At 64.5% G+C, this 22,660-nt stretch carries 21 protein-coding genes; 9 read left to right on the top strand and 12 right to left on the bottom strand.

What is annotated here, in order from left to right:
- The 3 genes from ABGN05_RS26185 to ABGN05_RS26195 all read right to left on the bottom strand — a co-directional run.
- The coding region (locus tag ABGN05_RS26185; RefSeq protein ID WP_367956979.1) for a S8 family peptidase at positions 1-1,957 on the bottom strand (1,957 nt) is incomplete at its 3' end.
- Positions 1,958-2,495: 538 nt separating this feature from the next.
- Complete coding sequence (locus tag ABGN05_RS26190) at positions 2,496-3,146, bottom strand: YiaD family glycine zipper/OmpA-like lipoprotein (protein WP_367956980.1); 651 nt, start codon at positions 3,144-3,146, stop codon at positions 2,496-2,498.
- Positions 3,147-3,268: 122 nt separating this feature from the next.
- Positions 3,269-3,700, bottom strand: a complete 432-nt coding sequence (locus ABGN05_RS26195) for a Fur family transcriptional regulator (protein ID WP_367956981.1) — start codon at positions 3,698-3,700, stop codon at positions 3,269-3,271.
- A gap of 183 nt (positions 3,701-3,883) precedes the next feature.
- Here ABGN05_RS26195 and ABGN05_RS26200 point away from each other — a divergent pair, with 183 nt between their 5' ends.
- From ABGN05_RS26200 to ABGN05_RS26220, 5 genes are all read left to right on the top strand, one after another.
- Entirely contained in the window at positions 3,884-4,741 is an 858-nt protein-coding gene (locus ABGN05_RS26200) for a metal ABC transporter substrate-binding protein (protein ID WP_367957190.1), read from the top strand.
- Positions 4,738-5,697: a manganese/iron ABC transporter ATP-binding protein gene (locus ABGN05_RS26205; protein ID WP_373695985.1), complete on the top strand. Its 960-nt coding sequence runs from the start codon at positions 4,738-4,740 to the stop codon at positions 5,695-5,697. Before ABGN05_RS26200 ends, ABGN05_RS26205 begins: the two co-directional genes overlap by 4 nt.
- A 3-nt stretch (positions 5,698-5,700) precedes the next feature.
- Positions 5,701-6,558 carry a metal ABC transporter permease gene (locus ABGN05_RS26210; protein WP_367956982.1) on the top strand — a complete coding sequence of 286 codons (858 nt, stop codon included), beginning with the start codon at positions 5,701-5,703 and terminating at the stop codon, positions 6,556-6,558.
- Positions 6,558-7,391, top strand: coding sequence for a metal ABC transporter permease (locus ABGN05_RS26215; protein ID WP_367956983.1), 834 nt, complete (start codon positions 6,558-6,560; stop codon positions 7,389-7,391). The genes ABGN05_RS26210 and ABGN05_RS26215 overlap by 1 nt, the downstream gene beginning before the upstream one ends.
- Positions 7,392-7,500: 109 nt before the next feature.
- Positions 7,501-7,782, top strand: a complete 282-nt coding sequence (locus ABGN05_RS26220; protein WP_367956984.1) for a hypothetical protein — start codon at positions 7,501-7,503, stop codon at positions 7,780-7,782.
- Positions 7,783-7,803: 21 nt separating this feature from the next.
- On the opposite strand, the gene ABGN05_RS26225 is transcribed toward ABGN05_RS26220, so the two are convergent.
- The 8 genes from ABGN05_RS26225 to cckA form a co-directional block, all read right to left on the bottom strand.
- Positions 7,804-8,022 (bottom strand): hypothetical protein, encoded by a 219-nt coding sequence (locus tag ABGN05_RS26225; RefSeq protein WP_367956985.1) that lies wholly within the window; start codon positions 8,020-8,022, stop codon positions 7,804-7,806.
- Positions 8,023-8,100: 78 nt separating this feature from the next.
- Entirely contained in the window at positions 8,101-8,796 is a 696-nt protein-coding gene (gene urtE / locus ABGN05_RS26230) for an urea ABC transporter ATP-binding subunit UrtE (protein ID WP_367956986.1), read from the bottom strand.
- A 4-nt stretch (positions 8,797-8,800) separates the two neighbouring features.
- The gene (urtD, locus tag ABGN05_RS26235; protein ID WP_367956987.1) at positions 8,801-9,547 is read right to left on the bottom strand and encodes an urea ABC transporter ATP-binding protein UrtD; all 747 of its coding nucleotides are present in this window, start codon (positions 9,545-9,547) and stop codon (positions 8,801-8,803) included.
- A gap of 2 nt (positions 9,548-9,549) precedes the next feature.
- Entirely contained in the window at positions 9,550-10,797 is a 1,248-nt protein-coding gene (urtC, locus tag ABGN05_RS26240) for an urea ABC transporter permease subunit UrtC (RefSeq protein WP_367956988.1), read from the bottom strand.
- Complete coding sequence (gene urtB, locus ABGN05_RS26245) at positions 10,794-12,410, bottom strand: urea ABC transporter permease subunit UrtB (RefSeq protein WP_367956989.1); 1,617 nt, start codon at positions 12,408-12,410, stop codon at positions 10,794-10,796. The genes urtC and urtB overlap by 4 nt, the downstream gene beginning before the upstream one ends.
- Before the next feature lie 110 nt (positions 12,411-12,520).
- Complete coding sequence (gene urtA, locus ABGN05_RS26250) at positions 12,521-13,819, bottom strand: urea ABC transporter substrate-binding protein (protein ID WP_367956990.1); 1,299 nt, start codon at positions 13,817-13,819, stop codon at positions 12,521-12,523.
- Between the two features lie 278 nt (positions 13,820-14,097).
- Entirely contained in the window at positions 14,098-14,823 is a 726-nt protein-coding gene (deoD, locus tag ABGN05_RS26255) for a purine-nucleoside phosphorylase (RefSeq protein WP_367956991.1), read from the bottom strand.
- A gap of 75 nt (positions 14,824-14,898) precedes the next feature.
- Positions 14,899-17,490, bottom strand: a complete 2,592-nt coding sequence (gene cckA / locus ABGN05_RS26260; RefSeq protein WP_367956992.1) for a cell cycle histidine kinase CckA — start codon at positions 17,488-17,490, stop codon at positions 14,899-14,901.
- 245 nt (positions 17,491-17,735) lie between these two features.
- Here cckA and ABGN05_RS26265 point away from each other — a divergent pair, with 245 nt between their 5' ends.
- Positions 17,736-18,695 carry a hypothetical protein gene (locus ABGN05_RS26265; RefSeq protein WP_367956993.1) on the top strand — a complete coding sequence of 320 codons (960 nt, stop codon included), beginning with the start codon at positions 17,736-17,738 and terminating at the stop codon, positions 18,693-18,695.
- A 105-nt stretch (positions 18,696-18,800) separates the two neighbouring features.
- Here ABGN05_RS26265 and dksA read toward each other — a convergent pair whose 3' ends face one another.
- Entirely contained in the window at positions 18,801-19,214 is a 414-nt protein-coding gene (dksA, locus tag ABGN05_RS26270; protein ID WP_367956994.1) for an RNA polymerase-binding protein DksA, read from the bottom strand.
- Positions 19,215-19,485: 271 nt separating this feature from the next.
- Here dksA and ABGN05_RS26275 point away from each other — a divergent pair, with 271 nt between their 5' ends.
- The 3 genes from ABGN05_RS26275 to ABGN05_RS26285 all read left to right on the top strand — a co-directional run bounded on the left by ABGN05_RS26275 (position 19,486) and on the right by ABGN05_RS26285 (position 22,580).
- Complete coding sequence (locus ABGN05_RS26275; RefSeq protein ID WP_367956995.1) at positions 19,486-19,995, top strand: SixA phosphatase family protein; 510 nt, start codon at positions 19,486-19,488, stop codon at positions 19,993-19,995.
- A 69-nt stretch (positions 19,996-20,064) separates the two neighbouring features.
- A complete protein-coding gene (locus ABGN05_RS26280; protein ID WP_367956996.1) occupies positions 20,065-21,528 on the top strand; it encodes a YcjX family GTP-binding protein in 1,464 nt (487 codons plus the stop codon).
- Complete coding sequence (locus ABGN05_RS26285; RefSeq protein ID WP_367956997.1) at positions 21,525-22,580, top strand: YcjF family protein; 1,056 nt, start codon at positions 21,525-21,527, stop codon at positions 22,578-22,580. The genes ABGN05_RS26280 and ABGN05_RS26285 overlap by 4 nt, the downstream gene beginning before the upstream one ends.
- Positions 22,581-22,660: the final 80 nt, after the last annotated feature.

The following is a 22,660-nucleotide window of genomic DNA, read 5'->3' on the forward strand; positions in this document are numbered from 1 at the left end:
TCGACGTGCTGGTGCCCTGGCTGGCCTGGTAGATGTTGTACGAGCCGACGCCGGTCGAGCCGACATAGAGCCAGTACTGCGAAACGCCACTACCCGTGGTCCATATGAACGTCGCAGAGGACCCGAGGGTGGAGCCCGGGGTCGGGGACGTCATGACGGCCTTGGTGCCGCCGCCGGTCTTGTAGGTGTAGTCGTTAGACTGCCAGCTTCCCGAAATCAGCGACCACAGCCGCACGTAGATCGTGCCGGTGGACGGCAGACCCGTCACGGTCCTGGTCGTGCTGGTGCCGTTGCTCGCATTCCAGATGTTGGAAGAGCCGACGCCGGTCGAGCCGACATAGAGCCAGTACTGCGAAACGCCACTACCCGTGGTCCATATGAACGTCGCAGAGGACCCGAGGGTGGAGCCCGGAGTCGGAGACGTCATGACGGCCTTTGCGGTACTGCCGCCGAGTGCTGTCAGAGCACTGTCCACCTTTATGCGTGGCTTCGTCGTGCCGGACGAGGAGATGGCGACGCCGGTCGTCTCGAGAGCCGTCTCTATCTGCGATACCGTCGCAGCGGGTTTCGCTGACCTGAGAGCAGCGAAAGCGCCCGCCACGTGCGGAGACGCCATAGAAGTGCCGCTCAAGGATGCATAGAAGTTGTTGCTCGACCCACTGGGGTACGACGCCAGGATCGACGAACCTGGAGCGACGACATCAACAAGGGTTCCCCAGTTAGAGAAGGACGAACGAACATCCGATTTAGTCGAGGAAGCAACGGTGATCGCGCTGGAGATGCAGCCTGGCGCCCCGACGCTCGTATTGAAACCGCTGTTGCCTGCTGCGATCACTGTTGCAATTCCGGCTGCGCGCAGCTGGTCGATGATCGGCTTGCGCGAATCACTATCGCAGGCGGAGAAGTGCTGTCCACCGCCGAGGCTCATGTTCACCGAGGCTATATTGTAGGTGTTGCGCAACGCGTAGACCCGCTCGAGACCCTTGATTTGGTCCGACGTGAAGGAGAGCACGCACCCGCTGGACTTGATGTTGGAGCCGCAGTTGGAGGTGGTGGTGAAGCGTGAGAAGACATTGATGGTGATGAGCTTGGAATTGCGTGCCACACCATTGGCAGGCTCGCCGGAACTAAGGCTGGTGTTGAATCCGGCAGCCGTTCCGGAAACGTGCGTGCCGTGACCGCAGCCAGCGATCGTCGCTTCATTGCAGTCTAGTGCCGAATTGATGTCCGTCGAGGCGCTTACCCCGCCGGGGCAGAGGCTAAAAGACGGATAGCTAGAACTCGAGGTGCTATAGCAAGCAGCCGAGTTCACGCTTGAGCTGAGGAACTCGTGGGTCCGGCGCGCGCCCGTGTCGAGCACGGCCACATACCATCCGTTGCCTGTCGCACCGGCCGCGTAGGCGTTCGGCATTCCGATCAGCGGAAGCGACTGGATGAGATCAGGCTTGGCGAGCCCGTCCTCGTGGATGCGCACCACCGCCGGATCCGCCGCCAGTTTCTCCAGCGTCGCCTGGTCAACCGTGACGGCGAACATCGGCGAGAAGTCCATTCTCTTTATGCCGAGCTGGTCCGAAGCAAGGGCTCCGGAAAGTCCGCCTTCGGCCGCGAAGACCCGGCCCAGGATCTCGTCCTGTTTCTGATGCACGGCCGAGGTGAGCGCCTCGTCGGCCGCCGCGGCATCTGCTGCCGTGTCGGCGGCCGGCATCGCGAATTCCACGATTACCGGTGCGCTTCCATCTGCCATGTTGGCGAGGATCTGGTCTGAACCGACCAGCTTTTCCGTGGCAACCTTCGAAAGACCGCCGTTCTCCGCGAACGAGAAGCCGATGGCCGTCGTCGTCAAAAGTGACGCAACCACCGCTCGTCGCAGGATTTTCGATACTACTGCGGATAGCATCTCACTCTCCCGATCATTTGATGCCCCAACGGAAGCTAACAGGAATTGCCAAGCCGGCACAAGTAAAAATTCATTTATAGTATCAATGTAAAATCTACAGCGAATTTACTTCGTATTTTGTCCCATAATTGACAGAAAGGGGTCCTTCTCACGGCTCTGGAGGCCTTCATCTGGTACATTTCGATGCGCGTATCTGCAGTCTGTGATCCCTAGTCGCGGAGTCCCGGCGGAATCGGGGAAAAATCCGTGCGAATTGTACTTCGCATCGCTAGTTGAAAGGTGAAACGTACAGATTTTCTGCGTGTCAATAGCCAAAATAGGCGGACTTGCCGCCGAAACGATTGCTGACTAATATCAACTCGCAATGGTCATTTGCCCCACCTCCTGACCAAAGCGGGCCGGCGCAGTGGTTCGTCCGCTGCGCCGGCTTCTGGAGGTACGTGGTCACGGCAGCGAGGTGATTCTCCCCCACCGCCAGGGCCGTAGCCAGCAGTGCGCGCGACTATCGCGGCCGGGTAGCCGCATGCGACTTCACTCATTCGACCAGAATAAATCCCGCCGGAGCGGCGGGATTCTCCTGCAACGCGTTCCCGATCGATCAGGTGATGGGAGCGAGCCGGATCTCGACGCGGCGGTTCTGCGCGCGCCCTTCGGGCGTGGCGTTCGATGCGATCGGCTGGCTTTCGCCGAGGCCGAGGATCGAGAAGCGGCGAGAATCGACGCCCTGGGCACCGAGATAGTTCGCCACCGACAGCGCGCGGCGCTGCGAGAGGTTGAGGTTATAGTTGTCGTCGCCGCTGGAATCGGTGTGGCCGTAGACGTCGACGATCGTGCGGTTGTACTTCTGGAGTACGATCGCGACGGAGTTCAGCGTGCCGTAGAAGCCAGGCTGGATCGAATCCTGATCCGTCGCGAAGGTGATGTTGGATGGCATGTTGAGGATGATGTAGTCGCCCTGGCGCGTGACACCGACGCCGGTGCCCTGCAGTTGCGCACGCAGCTGCGCTTCCTGCTGATCCATGTAGCCGCCGATCGCACCGCCCGCGAGTGCCCCGATACCGGCGCCGATCAGCGCATTGCGGCGGTCGTCGCCTCCCGCGAGCGTGCCGAGACCGGCGCCCGCAAGCGCGCCGAGCGCGGCGCCGCCGGCCGTGTTCGACATCTTCTGCTGCCCCGTATAAGGGTCGGTCGTGCATGCACCCAGCGCAAGAGCCGCGACCGTGGCCGCGGCAATCATCTTCACCTTCATCGAATTCCCTCTCCATGTGGCCGGCGATGGCACGCCGGCCGAGTCGCCTTCGGCGAAGTCTTTAACATGAATTGAGGCGAAAAACGGATGATGCCCAACTTTCGTCGCGGTCAGGCCCTGCCTCAGTTCTTTCGCCGCTTGCGGCCGTAAAGCTCGAGCCGGTGGTGGAGGATGTCGTACCCTAGTTCTCGGGCGATCTCGTCCTGCAGCTTCTCGATCCGGGCGGAGCGGAATTCGATAACGTCGCCGGTCTCGACGTCGATCAGGTGGTCGTGATGCTCCTCGCCCGTGTGCTCGAAACGGGATGGGCCGCCGGCGAACGCGTGCCGCTGGATCGCGCCGTGCTCCTCCAGGAGCTTCATCGTCCGGTAGACGGTCGACAACGAGATGCTGGCGTCGAGCGCGGAAGCGCGGCGCAGGATCTCGTACGCGTCCGGATGGTCGCCGGTCTCTTGCAGGATGCCCAGGATGATCCGGCGCGGACGCGTGATGCGGATGCCGGCGCGCCGGAGATCGCCTTCGAAATCGAGGGATTGCTTGGCCTCTGTCGTCATGGCCCGGACTATGGTTCAGATGACAACCAGTTGCAAATGGGCAAGATCACGAGAACCTTTTTGCAAATGATTTGCATTTGCGTTGACAATGCCGATCCAGCCGCTACATTCCCGCGGCATGGCAGAAAGTCGCGAAATCCGGGGTATGGAATGCAGCTGAAACGTCTCATTGTCGCTATCGCAATGATTGCCGGAGCGGGCTCCGGCGCTCTCGCGGCCGACGACAAGCTCAAGGTGATCACGACCTTCACGGTCATCGCGGACATGGCCCGCAACGTCGCCGGCGATGCCGCGGACGTGGATTCGATCACCCGGCCTGGCGCGGAGATCCATAACTACCAGCCGACCCCGGGCGATATATTGAAGGCCCAGGACGCGGACCTCATCCTGTGGAACGGCCTGAATCTCGAACTCTGGTTCGAGCGATTCTTCACCAATCTCCGCGACGTCCCGTCCGCCGTCGTGTCGGATGGCGTCGAGCCCATGGGCATCTCGGAGGGTCCGTACACCGGCAAGCCCAATCCGCATGCCTGGATGTCCCCGTCGGATGCGCTGATTTACGTCGACAACATCCGCAAGGCGCTTGCGGAGCACGACCCTGGCAATGCTGACATCTATGCGGCCAACGCCAAAGCCTACGCCGACGAGATCACGTCCGAGATAGCCCCGATCCGCGAACTGCTCGGGCGCATACCGCAGGAACGGCGCTGGCTGGCGACCAGCGAAGGCGCCTTCAGCTATCTCGCGCGCGATTTCGGCCTGAAGGAACTGTATTTGTGGCCGATTAACGCCGACAGCCAGGGCACGCCGCAGCAGATCCGCAAGGTGATCGACGCAATGCGAGACAACGATGTGCCGGTCATCTTCAGCGAGAATACCGTCTCGGACAAGCCGGCCAGGCAGGTCGCGAGAGAGACAGGAGCCAGATATGGCGGCGAGCTCTACGTGGACTCGCTGAGCGAGGCGGACGGTCCGGTGCCGACATACATCGACCTCCTGCGCGTCACGTCGGAGACGATCGCGAAAGGCCTGGCCGAGTGAACATATCCACCAGACCGAGCGAAACAGCACTGCCGCGGTCCGGCATCGCGGTGAAAGACCTGACCGTCACCTACCGCAACGGCCACACGGCTCTGACCGACGTCAGCTTCGAGATCCCCATCGGTACGATCACGGCGCTGGTCGGCGTCAACGGAAGCGGAAAATCCACGCTATTCAAGGCCATCATGGGTTTCGTTCCGCTGGCCAGGGGCTCCGTCTCGATCCTCGGCGAACCCTCCGGCCGCGCCCGCAACCGCAATGCCGTCGCCTACGTGCCACAGGCCGAGGAGGTCGACTGGAACTTTCCGGTGCTCGTCGAGGACGTGGTCATGATGGGCCGCTACGGCCACATGAACATGTTCCGCATCGCTTCGCGCCGTGACCGGGAACTCGTCGGGACCGCGCTCGATCGCGTCGGGATGGCGGATTTCCGCAAGCGCCAGATCGGCGAGCTTTCCGGCGGACAGAAAAAGAGGGTCTTCCTGGCCCGCGCGCTCGCCCAGGAAGGCCGCGTGATCCTGCTCGACGAGCCCTTCACCGGCGTCGACGTAACCACCGAGGAAGCGATCGTGCAGCTTCTGCGCGACCTTCGAGAGGAGGGACGCGTCATGCTCGTCTCGACGCACAATCTCGGCAGCGTTCCGGAGTTCTGCGACCGCGCCATCCTCGTCAACCGGACCCTGCTCGCGGCCGGTCCGACGGAAGAGGTCTTTACCCGCGCCAACCTCGAGCGCGCGTTCGGCGGGGTGTTGCGGCACTTCGTCCTCGGCGGGACCGACCTTCACGACGATGCCGACACCCGGCAGGTGACGGTCATCACTGACGATGAACGTCCCTTCGTCTTCTATGGCGAGGAAGGCGTGGACGGCGCAGCCAGCCGTTCCTCGCCGTCGGCTCCCGACGCGCCTTCCGGACGTCGGGACGAGGACGCCGGCAGCGGCGTTTCCGGGAACTGAGGCATGGAAACGCTGCTCGAACCTTTCACCTACGGCTACATGATCAATGCGATCTGGGTGAGCGCGCTGGTGGGCGGCGTGTGCGCGTTCCTTTCCGCCTATCTGATGCTGAAGGGCTGGTCCCTCATCGGAGACGCGCTCTCGCACTCGATCGTGCCCGGCGTCGCCGGCGCCTACATGCTCGGCCTGCCCTTCTCGCTCGGCGCGTTCATCTCCGGCGGGCTGGCGGCCGGCGCCATGCTGTTCCTCAACCAGCGCACCAAGCTTCGCGAGGACGCCGTCATCGGCCTGATCTTCACGTCCTTCTTCGGGCTTGGCCTCTTCATGGTCTCGCTGTCGCCGACCTCGGTGAACATCCAGACCATCGTACTGGGCAACATCCTGGCGATCACGCCGGAGGACACGCTCCAGCTCGTCATCATCTCTGGCGTCTCGCTGGCCGTGCTGCTGGCAAAATGGAAGGACCTGATGGTGGTCTTCTTCGATGAGAACCATGCACGCTCGATCGGCATCAATCCCGGGCTGCTGAAGGGCATATTCTTCACCCTCCTTTCCGCTTGCACCGTCGCCGCCTTGCAGACGGTGGGCGCCTTCCTCGTTATCGCCATGGTCGTGACGCCCGGCGCGACGGCCTATCTCCTGACCGACCGCTTCCCGCGCCTGATCGTCGTGTCGGTGGCCATCGGATCGATGACCAGCCTGTCGGGCGCCTATCTGTCCTATTTCCTCGATGGCGCGACCGGAGGTATCATCGTGGTACTGCAGACGCTGGTGTTCCTGACGGTCTTCGTCTTTGCGCCCAAGCACGGCATGCTGGCGGCGCGCCGAAGGGCGCGCGCCGCTTTGATGGAGAGCGTTTGATGGAGACCCTCCTCCTGCCCTTCGCGTTTCCGTTCATGCAGCAGGCCTTCGTGATCTCCCTGCTCGTCGCGACGCCGATGGCGCTGCTTTCAACATTCCTCATCCTGAAGGGCTGGTCGCTGATGGGCGACGCGGTGAGCCACGCGGTCCTGCCCGGCGTGGTCATCGCCTACATCATCGGCATCCCCCTCGCGATCGGCGCCTTTGCCGCCGGTATGGTCTGCGCCATTGGCACCGGCTTCCTGAAGGAGAACAGCCGAGTGAAGGAGGACACGGTGATGGGTGTCGTCTTTTCCGGCATGTTCGGGCTTGGCATCGTGCTCTATGTCGGCGTGCAGACGGAGGTTCATCTCGACCACATCCTGTTCGGCGACATGCTGGGCGTGACCTGGACGGACGTGGCCGAAAGCGGCGCGATCGCGGCGATCGTGTCCGCCCTGCTGCTCGTCAAGCAGCGCGACCTGTTGCTGCTCGCTTTCGATCCGCAGCATGCCCGCGCGATCGGCCTGCCGGTACGGCTGCTCCACTACGGGCTGCTGGCGATCCTGTCGCTGACCATCGTCGGGGCGCTGAAGGCCGTCGGCATCATCCTGGCGATCGCGATGCTGATCACGCCCGGCGCCACCGCCTTCCTGCTGGCGCGACGCTTCGAGACGATGATGGCACTCTCGCTGGCCGTGGCACTCGCGGCGTCATTCCTCGGGGTCTATCTCTCGTTCTTCATCGACAGCGCGCCGGCGCCGACGATCGTGCTCTTGCTGACCGCCGCCTTCGTCGCCGCATACGTCCGGTCGCGATCCGTCACCGCGCGCGCTCAGTCGACGGCGGGGTAGTGACACGGTTGCAGTGGAACAGTTTCCTGGCGCGACCTACATTCGAGGCATGAGAACACTTCCGAACCAGGAAATGCCGTCGCCGCGACGCCTGCGCGGGGCTGCGCACATGCTGCTCGCCGTCGCTGTATTCGCAAGCGCGGTGGGTGTCTCGTGGGCGCAAGGCACAAACCCACCGGAGAATTCGCGCCAGAACGCCGTGACGGTCGAGGAACTGCAGATGGAGCGTACCATTCAGCAGCGCGAGCAGTTCCAGCAGCTCCAACAGCTCAACCGGCAGCAGGACCGCAATGATCTCCGCTACCGGCCGGAACGGCTTCAGGTGCCGGTAATTCGACCCTCTTGCCGGAGTTCCGTCTACGGCAGCAGCATTTCCGCCGGCTGCCGCTGACGAACAACAGGTTTGAAAGCGCTACTTGTCCTGTTCGCGATCGGCTGGCGGTTTGCCGGGCACGCCGGTCGTTTCGTAAGACACCGGATCGCTGGCGGGGAAGGTATCTTCCAGTCCCTCCTGCAGTTCTTCCTCGATGTTTTCGCGGGCGCTCCCCTTCTTTGCGCGCTCTTTTCTGAATGCTTCGGCGGCTTCGGAATTATGCGGCGTATTCGGGGTGGCTTGCGGCTTGCCGGACATGATCTTCATTCCTCGGTGAACTGAGCGGTCGTCGAGGTTAACACCGCCGCGCCGCGCCGGGTTCCACGTGCTAACGCCTCAGACGGTCAGGAATTTCCTCACTTCGGGATCATCGAGGTCGGCGGCCGGACCCGAATGCACGATCAGGCCGCGATCCATGATGTTGACCTCGTCGGCGAGTTCGCGGCAGAAATCGAGATACTGTTCGACAAGCAGGATGGCGATGCCGGCCGTGTCGCGCAGGAAGCGGATCGCGCGGCCGATGTCCTTGATGATCGAGGGCTGGATGCCCTCCGTCGGCTCATCGAGCACCAGCAGCTTCGGCCGCATGACCAGCGCCCGCCCGATGGCGAGCTGCTGCTGCTGACCGCCGGACAGGTCCCCTCCCCGCCGCGACAGCATCGTCTTCAGGACCGGAAACAGTTCGAAGACATGTTCGGGAATGTTGCGGTCGGCCCGCTTCAGCGGCGCAAAGCCCGTCTCCAGGTTCTCCTTTACCGTCAGGAGCGGGAAGATTTCCCGCCCCTGCGGCACGAATGCGATGCCCGACCGGGCGCGATCGTACGCCGCGCTCCGGTCGAGCGCCTTCCCCTCGAAGGCTATCTCTCCGCTCGTCAGCCGGTGGTGGCCGACGATCGCTCTCATTAGGCTGGTCTTGCCGACCCCGTTGCGGCCGAGCACGCAGGTGATCTTTGCCTTGTCGGCAGAAAGGGACACGCCGCGTAACGCCTGGGCCGCGCCGTAGTGGAGGGTCGCGTTGGTGACATTCAGCATGGCCTCACCTTCCCAGATACACTTCGATGACGCGCTGGTCGGCGGAGACGTGGTCGAGCGTGCCCTCCGACAGCACCGATCCCTCGTGCAGGCAGGTGACCCTGACGTCCAGCTCGCGCACGAAGTGCATGTCGTGTTCCACGACGACGACCGAATGCGTCTTCGATATGTCCCTGAGCAGGCGCGCCGTCTCCTCGGTCTCGGCGTCCGTCATGCCGGCGACCGGCTCGTCCACGAGCAGCAACTTCGGGTCCTGCGCCAGGAGCATGCCGATCTCCAGCCATTGCTTCTGGCCGTGGGAGAGATTGGCCGCGTGGTCGTGGCGCCGCTTTTCGAGCCGGATCGTGGCCAGTATTTCATCGATTCGCTCGCCTTCCGGCCTGGTCTTCTTGTGGAACAGAGCGGGGAAGATCGACCGCGGGCCTGCCAGCGCCAGGACGAGATTGTCCTCGACCGTGTGGCTTTCGAACACCGTGGGCTTCTGGAACTTACGGCCGATCCCCATCATGGCGATGTCGGCCTCGTCGTGCTGGGTCAGGTCGATGGTCCCGTTGAAGAAGACTTCGCCGGTATCGGGGCGCGTCTTGCCGGTGATGATGTCCATCATCGTGGTCTTGCCGGCACCGTTCGGCCCGATGATCGCCCGCATCTCGCCCTTTGCGAGCACCAGCGACAGGTTGTTGATCGCCCTGAACCCGTCGAAGGAGACGGACACGCCGTCGAGATAGAGGATGGTGTCGACCTTGGACATGTCTACTCCGCCGGCTGGGGTTCGGCACCGCCGGCCAGGCCGTCGTCCGGCCGCGAGGCCGAGCGCGCGCTGGCTGGCTTCGAACCAGGCGTCGGCATCGTCGGCGGTTCCCCGTCCTGCGTGAGCGCCTCGGTGCGCCGCCGTTCGGCCGCGTCACGTCGAGACGTCTGCCAGGCATCCCATGTGCCGACGATGCCCTTGGGAAGGAACAGCGTCACGCCCACGAAGAGGCCGCCGAGCGCGAACAGCCAGAACTCCGGCAGGACGCCGGTGAACCAGCTCTTGCCGCCGTTGGCGAGCAGCGCGCCGACCACGGGCCCGACGAGCGTGCCGCGCCCGCCGACAGCGGTCCACACAACCACCTCGATGGAATTGGCCGGCGCGAACTCGCCCGGGTTGATGATGCCGACCTGCGGCACGTAGAGCGCACCCGCGATGCCGGCCATGACGGCCGACAGGGTGAAGGCGAAGAGCTTGATGTTCTCGGGTCGCCAGCCGATGAAGCGCGTGCGGCTTTCGGCGTCGCGCACGGCGATCATCAGCTTGCCGTACTTGGACTTCGTGATTGCCGCGGTGATCAGCAGCCCGAGCGACAGAGCGATCGCGCTGGCGGCGAAGAGCGCCGCGCGCGTCGCCGGCGCCTGGACGTTAAAGCCGAGGATGTCCTTGAAATCGGTCAGTCCGTTGTTTCCGCCGAAGCCCATGTCGTTGCGGAAGAAGGCCAGCAGCAGCGCGTAGGTGAGCGCCTGCGTGATGATGGACAGGTAGACGCCCGTGACGCGGCTGCGGAAGGCAAACCAGCCGAAGACGAAGGCGAGCGCCCCGGGCACCAGCACGATCATGATCGCCGCGAACCAGAACTGGTCGAAGCCGTACCAGAACCAGGGAAGCTCCTTGTAGTTCAGGAACACCATGAAATCGGGCAGGGTCGGGTTGCCGTAGACGCCGCGATCGCCGATCTGGCGCATCAGGTACATGCCCATCGCATAGCCGCCGAGCGCGAAGAAGGCGCCATGGCCGAGCGAGAGGATGCCGCAGAAGCCCCAGACGAGGTCGAGCGCCAGCGCTAGAAGCGCGTAGGTGAGATATTTGCCGACCAGCGTGACGAGGTAGTTCGGCACGTGGAAGGCGCTGGATGGCGGAAAGGCCAGGTGCAGCACGGGCACCAGGACGGCGAAGCCGCACAGGATGGCGACCGTGATGAGAATGCGCCGGTCGATCCCGCCGGCAAGCAGGCGTTGGGTGATCATGCCTCCACCGATCTTCCCTTGAGGGCGAAGAGGCCTCGCGGCCGCTTCTGGATGAAGAGGATGATGAGGACCAGCACCAGGATCTTGCCGAGCACCGCCCCGGCATAGGGTTCGAGGAACTTGTTGACGATGCCGAGCGAGAAGGCCCCGACGAGGGTTCCCCAGAGATTGCCGACACCGCCGAACACGACGACCATGAAGCTGTCGATGATGTAGCCCTGCCCGAGATTGGGCGAGACGTTGTCGACCTGGCTCAGCGCCACCCCGGCGATGCCCGCGATGCCGGAGCCAAGCGCGAAGGTGAAGGCGTCAATCCAGGGCGTGCGGATGCCCATGGAGGAGGCCATCCGGCGGTTGGCGGTGACCGCGCGCATCTGCAGGCCCCAGGCCGTGCGATTGAAGATGTAGAGAAGCAGCGCGAACACGCAGAGCGAGAAGACGACGATCCAGAGACGGTTCCAGGTGATGGCGAGCTGGCCCAGTTCGAAGCCGCCCGACATCCAGGAGGGATTGCCGACCTCGCGGTTCGTCGGGCCGAAAATGGTGCGTACCGCCTGCTGGAGGATCAGGGATACGCCCCAGGTCGCAAGCAGGGTTTCCAGCGGGCGACCATAGAGAAAGCGGATGACGCCGCGCTCCAGCGCCAGTCCGACGGCGCCAGCCGTCATGAAGGCGAGCGGCAGGGCGATCACGAGGGACCAGTCGAACAGCCAAGGAGCGGAATTGCGGATCACGTCCTGTGTGACGAATGTGGTGTAGGCGCCGATCATCACCATCTCGCCATGCGCCATGTTGATGACGCCCATGACGCCAAAGGTTATGGCAAGGCCGATCGCAGCCAGGAGCAGGACCGAGCCCAGGGAGATGCCGTACCAGATGTTCTGTCCGGCTCCCCAGAGGGCGAGCGAATCGTTGATGTTGGCGATGGCGTCGTCGGCGGCCTCGCGCAGAGCGCCGTCAGCACCGGCGGCAAAGCCGGTCAGCAGAGACAGCGTGTCCCGGTCCCCGCGCTTGCCGAGGAGTTCGACCGCGGCGCGCTTCTCCTCTTCCGAGGCATCCGATACGAGAACGGTCGAGGCGCGCGCGGCTTCGAGCGCGGAGCGAACGTAGTCCACGGTCTCCTTGGCGATCGCGGCGTCGAGCGCCTCGAGATTGCCTGCGTCGGGCGACAGGAACATCGTGCGGGCCGCGGCGACCCTTGTCGCGGCATCGGGCGATGCCAGGGTCAGGGCCGATATGGCGTCGCGGATCGTCCGCCTGAGAGAATTGTTGACCTTGATCTTGGTGAAGCCGCCCTTCGGCTCCTCACCGACCGCCTCGCCGGTCAGCGGATCGAAGAGCTTCGCGACCTTGCCTGTCTCGGTGGTAACGAAGACCTGCTTGTCCGATTTGCGGAAATAGAGGTTGCCGTCCGAAAGTGCCGTCAGCGCACGCTCGACCTGGACATCGCCGGTGGCGCCAAGTTCGCGCACGATCTCCTCGGTGGCGTTGAAATTCCTGGACGAGGCGAATTTCGCGATGATCTCGCGCAACGCGGCCTCGTCGGCGTGGGCGGGCTGCACGGCCGCCAGAGCCAGCAGTACCAGGGTCGCGAGGGTTCGGGCTAGGATCATCAAAGTGGCAGGACCTTCGGCTTCATGTCATCGTCCTGGCTCCCGGGCGGGCGGGAGGAGAAAACCCGCCCGGAAGCTTCGCGGTCGAACCGCAGTCGATCAGGCGCCGATCAGTTGACGCCCTTGCCGCCGCACTTGCCCGTGGCGACGTTGAAGTTGCCGCAGGACATCGGAGCGCGCCAGTCGGCAATGAGATCCTTGGAGTCCGGCAGGTAGTCGGACCACTCGTCGCCCACCACGAGGCCGGTGGTCTCCCACACGGTTTCCATCTGTCCGTCTTCCTGGATTTCGCCGATCAGGACGGGCTTGGTGATGTGGTGGTTCGGCATCATGGTCGAGAAGCCGCCGGTCAGGTTCGGAACCGACACGCCGATGATGGCGTCGATGACGGCGTCCGCGTCGGTCGTGCCGGCCTTTTCGACCGCCTTGACCCACATGTTGAAGCCGATGACATGGGCTTCCATCGGGTCGTTGGTCACGCGCTCGGGGCCGGTGAACTCCTTCCACGCGGCGATGAACTCTTCGTTCTCTGGCGTATCCACGGACTGGAAGTAGTTCCAGGCCGTCAGATGGCCGACCAGCGGAGCGGTGTCGAGACCGGCGAGTTCCTCTTCGCCGACGGAGAAGGCCACGACCGGGATGTCCTCGGCCTTGATGCCCTGATTGCCGAGTTCCTTGTAGAACGGCACGTTGGCGTCGCCATTGATGGTTGAAACCACTGCCGTCTTCTTGCCGGCCGAGCCGAAGGCCTTGATGTCGGACACGATCGTCTGCCAGTCGGAGTGACCGAACGGCGTGTAGTTGATCATGATGTCCTCGGGCGCCACGCCCTTCGCCTGGAGATAGGCCTCGAGGATCTTGTTGGTCGTGCGCGGATAGACGTAGTCGGTGCCGGCGAGCACCCAGCGTTCCACGCTCTCGTTCTCCATCAGATAGTCGACGGCCGGGATCGCCTGCTGATTGGGCGCGGCACCGGTGTAGAACACGTTGCGCTGGCTTTCCTCACCCTCGTACTGCACCGGGTAGAAGAGGAGTGAGTTCAACTCCTCGAACACCGGCAGCACCGACTTGCGGGACACCGAGGTCCAGCAGCCGAAGACGGCGGCGACGTCGTTCACCGAAATCAGTTCGCGTGCCTTCTCCGCAAACAGCGGCCAGTCGGACGCCGGATCGACGACCACCGCCTCGAGCTTCTTGCCGAGCAGGCCGCCCTTCTCGTTCTGCTGCTCGATGAGCATCAGCATGACGTCCTTCAACGTCGTCTCCGAGATCGCCATCGTGCCGGATAGCGAATGCAGGACGCCGACCTTGATCGTGTCTTCTTGCGCCGTCGCCGTCCCGACAGCCAGCAGGCCAGCGAGCGCTGCGCCCGTCATCTGCCTGGCAATCGATGTTATCGTTCCCCTCATATGTAAACCTCCGGTATGAGTTGGTTGTTGCACCGCACTAGACGATGCAACGGCCGTGCCAACCGGCCGAAGTTCCACTGCCAGAGCGCATTTTTCCGTGGCGGAGCAGGCATTTGAAGGGAAAGACGAGAGTCGAAGAATAGCGGCCCGTAGAGGCGTTAAGGAATCGTTGACGAATGATTGCGCAGTCGAAGGCACGTCCTGTCTATTTTTTAATCAATGCAGATTCTTGCATAATTCGCAGGCAACGAACTACTCGGCATCTCGCGCGAGTGCCCTCACTGCTCCAGGCGGAAGGCCTTTGAGGCCGTGGCCAGCGCGAGTTCAACCATCGGCCGGAAGACCGCCTGCCGCTCGGACTCCGCGATGGCGTCATGCGTGAAGATGTTGTCGACCACCATGCAGATAGACAGGGCGCGCGCGCCGAACCGCGCGGCGAGCGTGTAGAAGCCGCTCGTCTCCATATCGACGGCGAGCACGCCATGCGAGCGCAACGGCCTGAACCGTTCGTCCCCCGCCGAGTGATAGAAGACGTCGCTCGAGGCGGTCGGCCCGACATGGTGCGCCAAGCCCGACCCTTTCGCGTGATCGGCTGCCATTCCCAGGAGGCTGAAATCCGGCGACGGCGCGAACCGGAAGTCGCCGAACGTCCGTCCGTCGGCGCAGCTGTCGGTCCCTGCGGCCTGGGATATCACGACCTCGCGGATGCGGACGTGGTCCTGCAATCCGCCGCAGGTGCCCACTCTGAAGAGCGCTTTGGCGCCGTAGGTTTCGAGGAGTTCGTGAACGTAGATCGAAAGCGATGGAATTCCGATGCCGGTCGTCTGCACGCTGACCGGCATGCCCCTGTAGCTGCCCGTATAGCCGAGCGCCCCGCGGATCCGGTTCACGCAGCGGGCTTTCTCGAGGAACGTCTCTGCAATCCATTCCGAGCGCAGGGGATCGCCCGAGAGAAGGACGGTCGGGGCGTAGTCTCCGACTTGTGCCTCATTGTGCGGCGTCATCTGTCCACACACCACCGATCGTCATCCGGGATCGTCCACCCGGCGGGAATTTTGCACGATATCCGTTCTTCTCGTCTATTCCTCGCCTTCCAGCATTTCCTTAACGATTGTCGCCAATTGCTTGAGCGAGAAGGGTTTCGGAAGGAATCCGAACTTGGCGTCGGCGGGCAGGTTCCTGGCGAAGGCGTCCTCCGCATAGCCCGAAACGAAGATGAACTTGATGTCGGGACGGCGCTTGCGCAGTTCGCCCAGCAGCGTCGGCCCGTCCATCTCTGGCATCACGACGTCGGAAACGACGATATCGATCTTGCCTTCGAGTTCGTCATAGATTTCCAGCGCCTCCACGCCGGAAGTCGCTTCGTGGACGGTGTAGCCGCGGGATTTCAGCGCCCTGACGCCGCCCATGCGGACCGCGTCCTCATCCTCGACGAGAAGCACGGTGGCTGAGCCCGAAAGGTCCTTCTGGACTTCGGGAATCCGCGGAGCAGCAGCAGCGGCCGCTGCCGCCTTTTCCTCGCCCGTCGCAAGCGGCTTCTCCTCCACGATGTGGCGCGGCAGGAATATGCGGAAGGTCGTCCCGTCTCCGACCTGAGATTCGCAGAAGATGAAGCCGCCCGTCTGCTTGATGATGCCGTAGACCATGGACAGGCCAAGGCCCGTGCCCTTGCCGACCTCCTTGGTCGTGAAGAACGGTTCGAAGATCTTCTCCAGCACGTCCGGCGCGATGCCGGTTCCGTTGTCCTGGACCTCGACGAGCACGTAGTCGCCCGGCGCGAGTTCGCGGTAGTGATAGGCCTCGCTGTCGATCGCGGCCACGTTCTTGGTGCGCACCGTCAGTTCGCCGCCCTGGGGCATCGCGTCGCGCGCGTTGACGGTCAGGTTGACGATGACCTGCTCGAACTGGCCGAGGTCGGCCTTCACGGGCCACAGGTCGCGGCCATGGTCGATCTTGAGCCTTATGTCGTTGCCGGCGAGCCGCGTCAGCAGCATCCGAAGGTCGGCAAGCACGTCGGTCAGGTTCAGCACCTCTGGCCGCAGGGTCTGGCGGCGGGAGAAGGCGAGCAGCTGCCGCACGAGCGAGGCGGCTCGGTTGGCATTCTGCTTGATGTTCATGATGTCGGGGAAGGACGGATCCGACGGACGATGATTGGTCAGGAGCAGGTCGGAAGCCATGATGATGGCGGTGAGCACGTTGTTGAAATCGTGAGCGATGCCGCCCGCGAGCTGCCCAACGGCCTGCATCTTCTGGCCCTGGGCCATCTGCGCCTCGAGCGCCTTCTGCTCGGTCGTTTCCACCGCGTAGACGATGGCGGCCTCTTCGGTGGCGTCGCCCTCCTTCGCGTCCGCGACCGCGTTGACGTAGAAGCGCATGTGTCGCTCCTCATCGTCGGGAAGGACCGTGTCGATCGGCAGGATATCCGCCTGGTGCTGCTTGGCCTTCTCCAGGGCCGACGCGAAGGCCGCGCGGTCGCGCGAATGGATGACCCTGTCCAGAAGAACGTGGCGATCGACCGCGTCGCGATCGACGACGCTCGAAAACAGGGACAGGAAAGGCGCATTCGTGCGCAGGATGCGGCCGCGGCCGTCGATGCCGGCGATTGCCATCGGCGTGGAATTGAAGAACCGGGTGAACCGGACTTCCGACGCCCTCAGGTCGGCCGAGGCGTCCTCGCCCTTGGCCCGGTTCAAAACGATGGTGCGGGTGGGGCCTTGGGTGCCTTCCCGCGTCGCGGTCGCGCGGTGCATGAAACGGACGGGAAGCACCTCGCCGGTGACCGTCGAGAGATCGAGATCGACCACCGCGTTGCGCGTCGAACCGGGATCGGCCTTGACGGAGCGGATCAACGCCATTCCGTCGCCGGCCACGATCTCGGACAGGGTGATTCCGCCGGGCGTGAAGCTCGCCAGGTCGATGCCGAGCCACTCGGCGAGCGTTGCGTTGATGTAGGTCACGCGGCCCGACGGATCGGCGGAGAAGAAGCCGGCGGGCGCGTGGTCGAGATGGTCGATCGCCTGCTGCAGATCGAGGAAGAAGCGCTCCTGTTCCGCCCGTTCCCGCGAGATGTCCTCCAGATGCCAGGCGGCCAGCGGCTGCCGCCGGCCCGGAACCGAAAAGCTGCGCGCGCGGATGCGATACCAGCGCGACCCGCCTTCCGAGCCGGGCCGGATCGCCTGGGATACCCGGAACTCGCCGTCGCCGGGGCGCCCGTCGCGCAGGCCGTCCGCCAGACCGTCCACCGTCGGCGCCGCCTCAGCGTTGTCCGACAGGAGGACGTCGGGCGTGCGGACGTCCGCGGCCGAGGTCGCGCCGGTCAGCTCGGCATAGGCGCGGTTGGCGTAGAGCACCTGGCCCTTCATGTCCGCCAGCACCAGCCCCTGGTCCATGGTGTCGACGCAGGCTTTTGCCAGTTCGTCGCCAGAGGAGCGCGGCGCCACCTGCACGAGCCCGATCGCCGAGGCGAAGAGATAACCGACGCCGATCATGGCGAGGATGCCCAGCATGCCGAGCAGGAACGGATCGCCGAGACTGTCGCGCATCAGCGCGAACACGAAGGCGGCCGCGACGAGGATGACGATGAAGATGATCAGCCGCACGATCGTCCCCGGCCGCGAATTCTGATCGACGACTGGCGCCGGATAGAATTCCCCTTGGCTGTCCCTCGCCATTCCCTGACAGTCCTACCGATTCCCAAAGCCGCCGCGTCGATGGGTTGAATCACATAATGTCTGTGCGGGGAAGAGTACGGTACCCATTGTCCCTCATTTCGTGCGTTTGCCGCCGATTCGCATGATGTCTCGACGGCTTTCCCACAGTGATGGGGCGGCCATGCCTGCGCGCGCCTTGCGACCGCCACAGGGTCGTGTCTACTGTGCCGGACAACCTTGGGGGCTAAGGGAGCACGAAGACAAAGATGACCGGTCTGCTCGAAGGCGTTGTCGACCCGCAATACGAAGCGGCAGTTTCGTGGATCATCATCGGCGCGGCCGCGCTGCTGCTGATATACATTGCCTACCGGATCGTGCGGATGCTGACGTCCGGCACCTTCATCGCGGGCGGTCGCAATCGCCGGACGCGGCTCGCGGTCATGGATGCCGCGGCGGTGGACGATAAACGGCGGCTCGTGCTGGTGCGGCGCGACGACGTCGAGCATCTGATCCTCATTGGCGGTCCGACGGACGTCGTCGTCGAGCAGGACATCCGGATGATCGCGAAGTCGACGCGCACCTTGCCCGGAGAGCAGGCCGAACCGGCCGACCTGGCACCCGAGGCCGTGCCGGCACCGCGTGTGCCGGTCACGGCGCCGGTCCGGGCGGCGCACCGGGAAAGCCGGCCGTCGGAACGACCGGTCCCTTCGCGTCCCGCCGCCGAACGGGTCGCGCCGCCGCTGAGCCGCCCGAGCACTCCTCAGCAAGCCACGCCGCAGACGGCGGCGCCACAGCCCCCCGCGGCGCAGCAGCAGCCGGTGGCGCGACGCGAGCCGGCAGCACCGGCCCCTTCCGCCTCCCCGGTCTCGGCGCCCAGACAGGACGCCCCGCCGCGTCCCGCGGCGCCCGTACAACCGCCCGCTGTCCGTCCGGAGCCGGCCAAGAGCGGCTATTTCTCATCGTTCCAGAACCGTGTCGCGCAGCCGAACCCGCCCATGACGCGAACGCCTCCGGTACCAGGCGCGGCCCCTGCCCCATCGGTCAGGCCCGCCACAGCCGTCACACCGACGCCCTCTCCCGCGAGCGGAAACCTTGACGATGCGTTGCTCCAGGAACTGGAGGATTCGCTCGAACTGACGGATCGCGGCGGCGGCTCAGCGTCTGACAGGGGCCTCGAGGACGAGATGTCGAAACTTTTGGGCGAGCTCTCGCGCGACCGGAAGTGACCTCCGGCGAAATTGGCTCCACGGCTCCGCGGAGAGACCAAACCCTGACAAAGAAAAGGCGGCCATTCGGCCGCCCTCAATCCCCACGCATGACGCCTCGGCGTATCAATCGTCCCGATAGACCTTTTCGCGACGTTCATGCCGTTCCTGGGCCTCGATCGAAAGAGTCGCGATCGGGCGAGCATCCAGGCGCTTCAGCGAGATCTGCTCGCCGGTTTCCTCGCAGTAACCGTAGGTACCCTCGTCGATCCGCTGCAGCGCGGCGTCGATCTTCGAAATCAGTTTGCGCTGGCGGTCCCTGGCGCGCAGTTCGATGGCGCGATCGGTTTCCGACGACGCCCTGTCGGCGAGGTCGGGATGATTGGCGTTTTCCTGTTGCAGGATCTCCAGCGTCTCGCGCGCCTCGCGCAGGATGTCACTTTTCCAGGAGAGGAGTTTCGCCCGAAAGTAAGCCTTCTGCCGTTCGTTCATGAACGGCTCGCTTTCACTCGGAACGTAGTCTTCCATAGTCTCGTTCATTCGAGTCACCCCGCAGCAATGAACCGGCGCCTATATATTCGGGCGGTTGTGGTGGCACAAGCTAAAAGGTCAGCAAAGTCACGCCTTTGTTAGCGCCCGGACACACCCGGAAAGCTGGCCGCGAACATGCCGGAATCGCGACGTTTTCGCGCCGTCCGCCGGTCTTCGCGAGAGAGCTTGCGCTGGTATGTGCGGCGGCCGAGTTGCGCCGCCCGTAACCGGCGGCTAATGCTCGTCTCATCGCAAGCGCCATCGGGCCAAGGGAGGCGGAATGGGAAGGCTCTACCTGCTTCGCCACGCAAGAGCGGCATGGGCCGAACCCGGTACACGTGATTTCGATCGTCCGCTGACGGACGCCGGGCGCCTGGAAAGCGAGGGCGTGGGTGCATTCATGGCATCGCGATCCTACCAGCCCGATATCGTGATCTGTTCGCCCGCCCTGCGCGCCGTCGAAACCTGGCAAGGCCTCGCCGGTCCGCTCGGGCGCAAGCACAGCGATGCCCTTCTGTCGCAGCAGCTCTATTCCACGGACGCAACCGGCTATCTAGCCATCGTCCGTGAAAAAGGCGGGACCGGTTCGCTCCTGATTGTCGGACACAATCCCATGATCGAGGACCTGGCGATCGCGCTCTGCTCGGGACGGGAGGCGGAGCCGCCCCCGATAATGGCCGGCGGATTTCCCACCGCCGGCCTTGCCGTCCTGAGTTTCCAGACGCCGCTCTCCGCCGCCTCGCCCGGCGCGGCCCGCCTCGACGACTTCCTCGGTTCGACGCCAAGCTAGGCAAATTTCATTTCAAAAGAAGCCCGCGGTGCCTATATCGGTCGCGAACACGACGGCCGGGGAAAAGTTTTGGCGTCTCTGACAAGCTTCACCGACGAGACGCTGATCGCCCTCGACACGCTCGCTGAACGTGCCACGGGCCTCGTCAACCCGTCGATCCGCATCGGAGTGACTGGCCTGTCGCGGGCCGGCAAGACCGTCTTCATCTCGGCGTTCGTGCACAACCTCATCCATGGCGGCCGGCTGCCGATGTTCGAGGCGCAGAAGTCCGGTCGCATCGCCCGCGCCTATCTGGAAGAGCAACCCGACGATGCCGTGCCTCGTTTCCAGTACGAGGATCATATCGATGCCCTGGTCAGCGGACGGACCTGGCCCGATTCGACCCGCGCCGTGTCGGAGCTTCGCCTGACCGTCGACTATGAATCCGCCTCCGCCTGGGGGCGCATGTTCTCGCGCGGGCGGCTTTCTGTCGACATCGTCGACTATCCGGGCGAATGGCTGCTCGACCTGCCGCTCCTGGGCAAGAATTTCTCGACGTTCTCCGCCGAATCGTTCCAGCTGGCGGCCTTGCCCGTGCGCGCGGACCTGGCCGAGGCTTGGGTGGCGCTGGCGGGATCGGTAGACGCCGACGCCGCCGCCGACGAAATGATGGCGCGCCGCCTCGCCGAAACCTTCACTGCCTATCTGCGAGCATGCCGGCAGGACAGCCGGGCACTGTCCACCTTACCGCCGGGGCGCTTCCTCATGCCCGGCGATCTCGAAGGCTCGCCCGCCCTCACCTTCGCCCCGCTTCCGAACCTCAGGGAAGGACGTGCCCGTCCGGGTTCGTTGCGCGCCATGCTCGAGCGTCGCTACGAAGCCTACAAGACGCACGTCATCAAGCCGTTTTTCCGCGAACACGTGACGCGGCTCGACCGGCAGATCGTGCTCATCGACGTCATGCAGGCGCTCAATGCCGGGCCGGCGGCGCTTTCCGACCTGGAACGCGCGCTGACGGAAATCCTCGGCTGCTTTCGCCCCGGCACGGGAAATCTCTTCACCAGCCTCTTTGCGCGGCACATCGACCGCATCCTGATCGCCGCCACCAAGGCCGACCACATCCATCACACCAGCCACGACCGCCTGCAGGCGATCGTGCGTCGCCTGTCGGACCGCGCCGCCGCCCGGGCGGGTGTTTCGGGCGCCTCGGTCGACGTGCTGGCGCTCGCGGCGGTACGCGCCACACGCGAAGGCACGGTCACGCAGCGCAAAGAAGAGCTGCCCGTGATCATCGGAACGCCGCTTGCAGGCGAGACGATCGGAAAGGACACCTTCGACGGCGAGACGGAGACGGCGGTGTTTCCCGGCGACCTACCAAAGAACCTGGACGCGCTGTTCGACCCGAATGCGGCAGCCGGACCGTCGGAGGCTATCCGGTTCGTGCGATTCCGGCCTCCGAAGCTGGAACGCAGCGCCGATGGCGTGTCCCTGTCGCTGCCCCACATCCGTCTCGACCGTGCCCTGCAGTTCCTGATCGGAGACCGGCTGGAATGACCGACGACCGCAGACGGCCCGTCGCGTTTCCCGTGACGGCGGACAAGACCGATGATGGGGAGCGGAAGCCCGGCCGGCAGCCCCGCGCGGTCACCGGCGCGGAATTCATCGAGATCAAGCCGGCCGATATCGACGTGTTCGACATCGAGGACATCGCGACCGCCGAGCCGCCGCCGGCGCTACCGCCGAAGCGCCGCTCGCGCCTCGGCCGGGTGTTCCTCGCGGCCGCCGGCATCCTCCTTTCCATGGCGGTGGGGCTGTGGACCGACAGGCTCATCCGCGACCTCTTCGCGCGCGCGGACTGGCTGGGATGGACCGCGCTTGCGCTTGCCGGCGTGGCACTCGTCGCACTGGCCGCGATCGTCATCCGCGAGACGCTCTCGCTGGCCAGGCTCGCCTCGGTCGAGCGCATGCGCGGCCGCGCCGCGGACGTGCTTGCGCGCAACGATCCGCCGGCGGCCCGCAGGCTCGTCGACGATCTCACCGGTTTCCTTGCGGCAAAGCCGGAGACGGCCGCCGGGCGGCGATCGCTGGCGGAATTGCGCGACGACGTCATAGACGGACCCGATCTGGTGCGGCTCGCCGAAACGGAGCTGCTCGTCCCCCTCGACCGGGCGGCTCAGGCGATGATCCTGAACGCGGGAAAGCGCGTCTCGATGGTGACTGCGATCAGTCCGCGCGCGGCGGTCGATCTCTTCTACGTGCTTTTCGAATCGGCCCGGCTGATCCGGCGGATCGCCGAACTCTATGGCAGCCGGCCCGGCACGCTCGGCTTTTTCCGCCTGGCGCGGGAGGTGCTCGCCCACCTCGCGGTGACCGGATCGATCGCGGCGGGCGACAGCATCGTCCAGCAACTGGTCGGACACGGGCTTGCCGCCCGCCTCTCCGCCAAGCTCGGCGAGGGCGTCGTCAACGGCATGATGACGGTGCGGATCGGCATCGCCGCGATGGAGACTACGCGCCCGCTGCCCTTCGAGGCCGTGCGCCGACCGGGCATGTCCGACTTCCTCTCTGCCATCGTCACCTTCACCCGTACGAAGCAGACGGATTAACCGCCTCGCCGAAACGGACTTGCAAGGCGGGGGCCGTTTGCGCATTGTAGGGGAGAATCGGCTCCGCTAGACGAAGCATT

It is taken from the genome of Aquibium pacificum (genome assembly GCF_040839445.1).
GTDB classification, from domain to species: Bacteria; Pseudomonadota; Alphaproteobacteria; order Rhizobiales; family Rhizobiaceae; genus Aquibium; species Aquibium pacificus.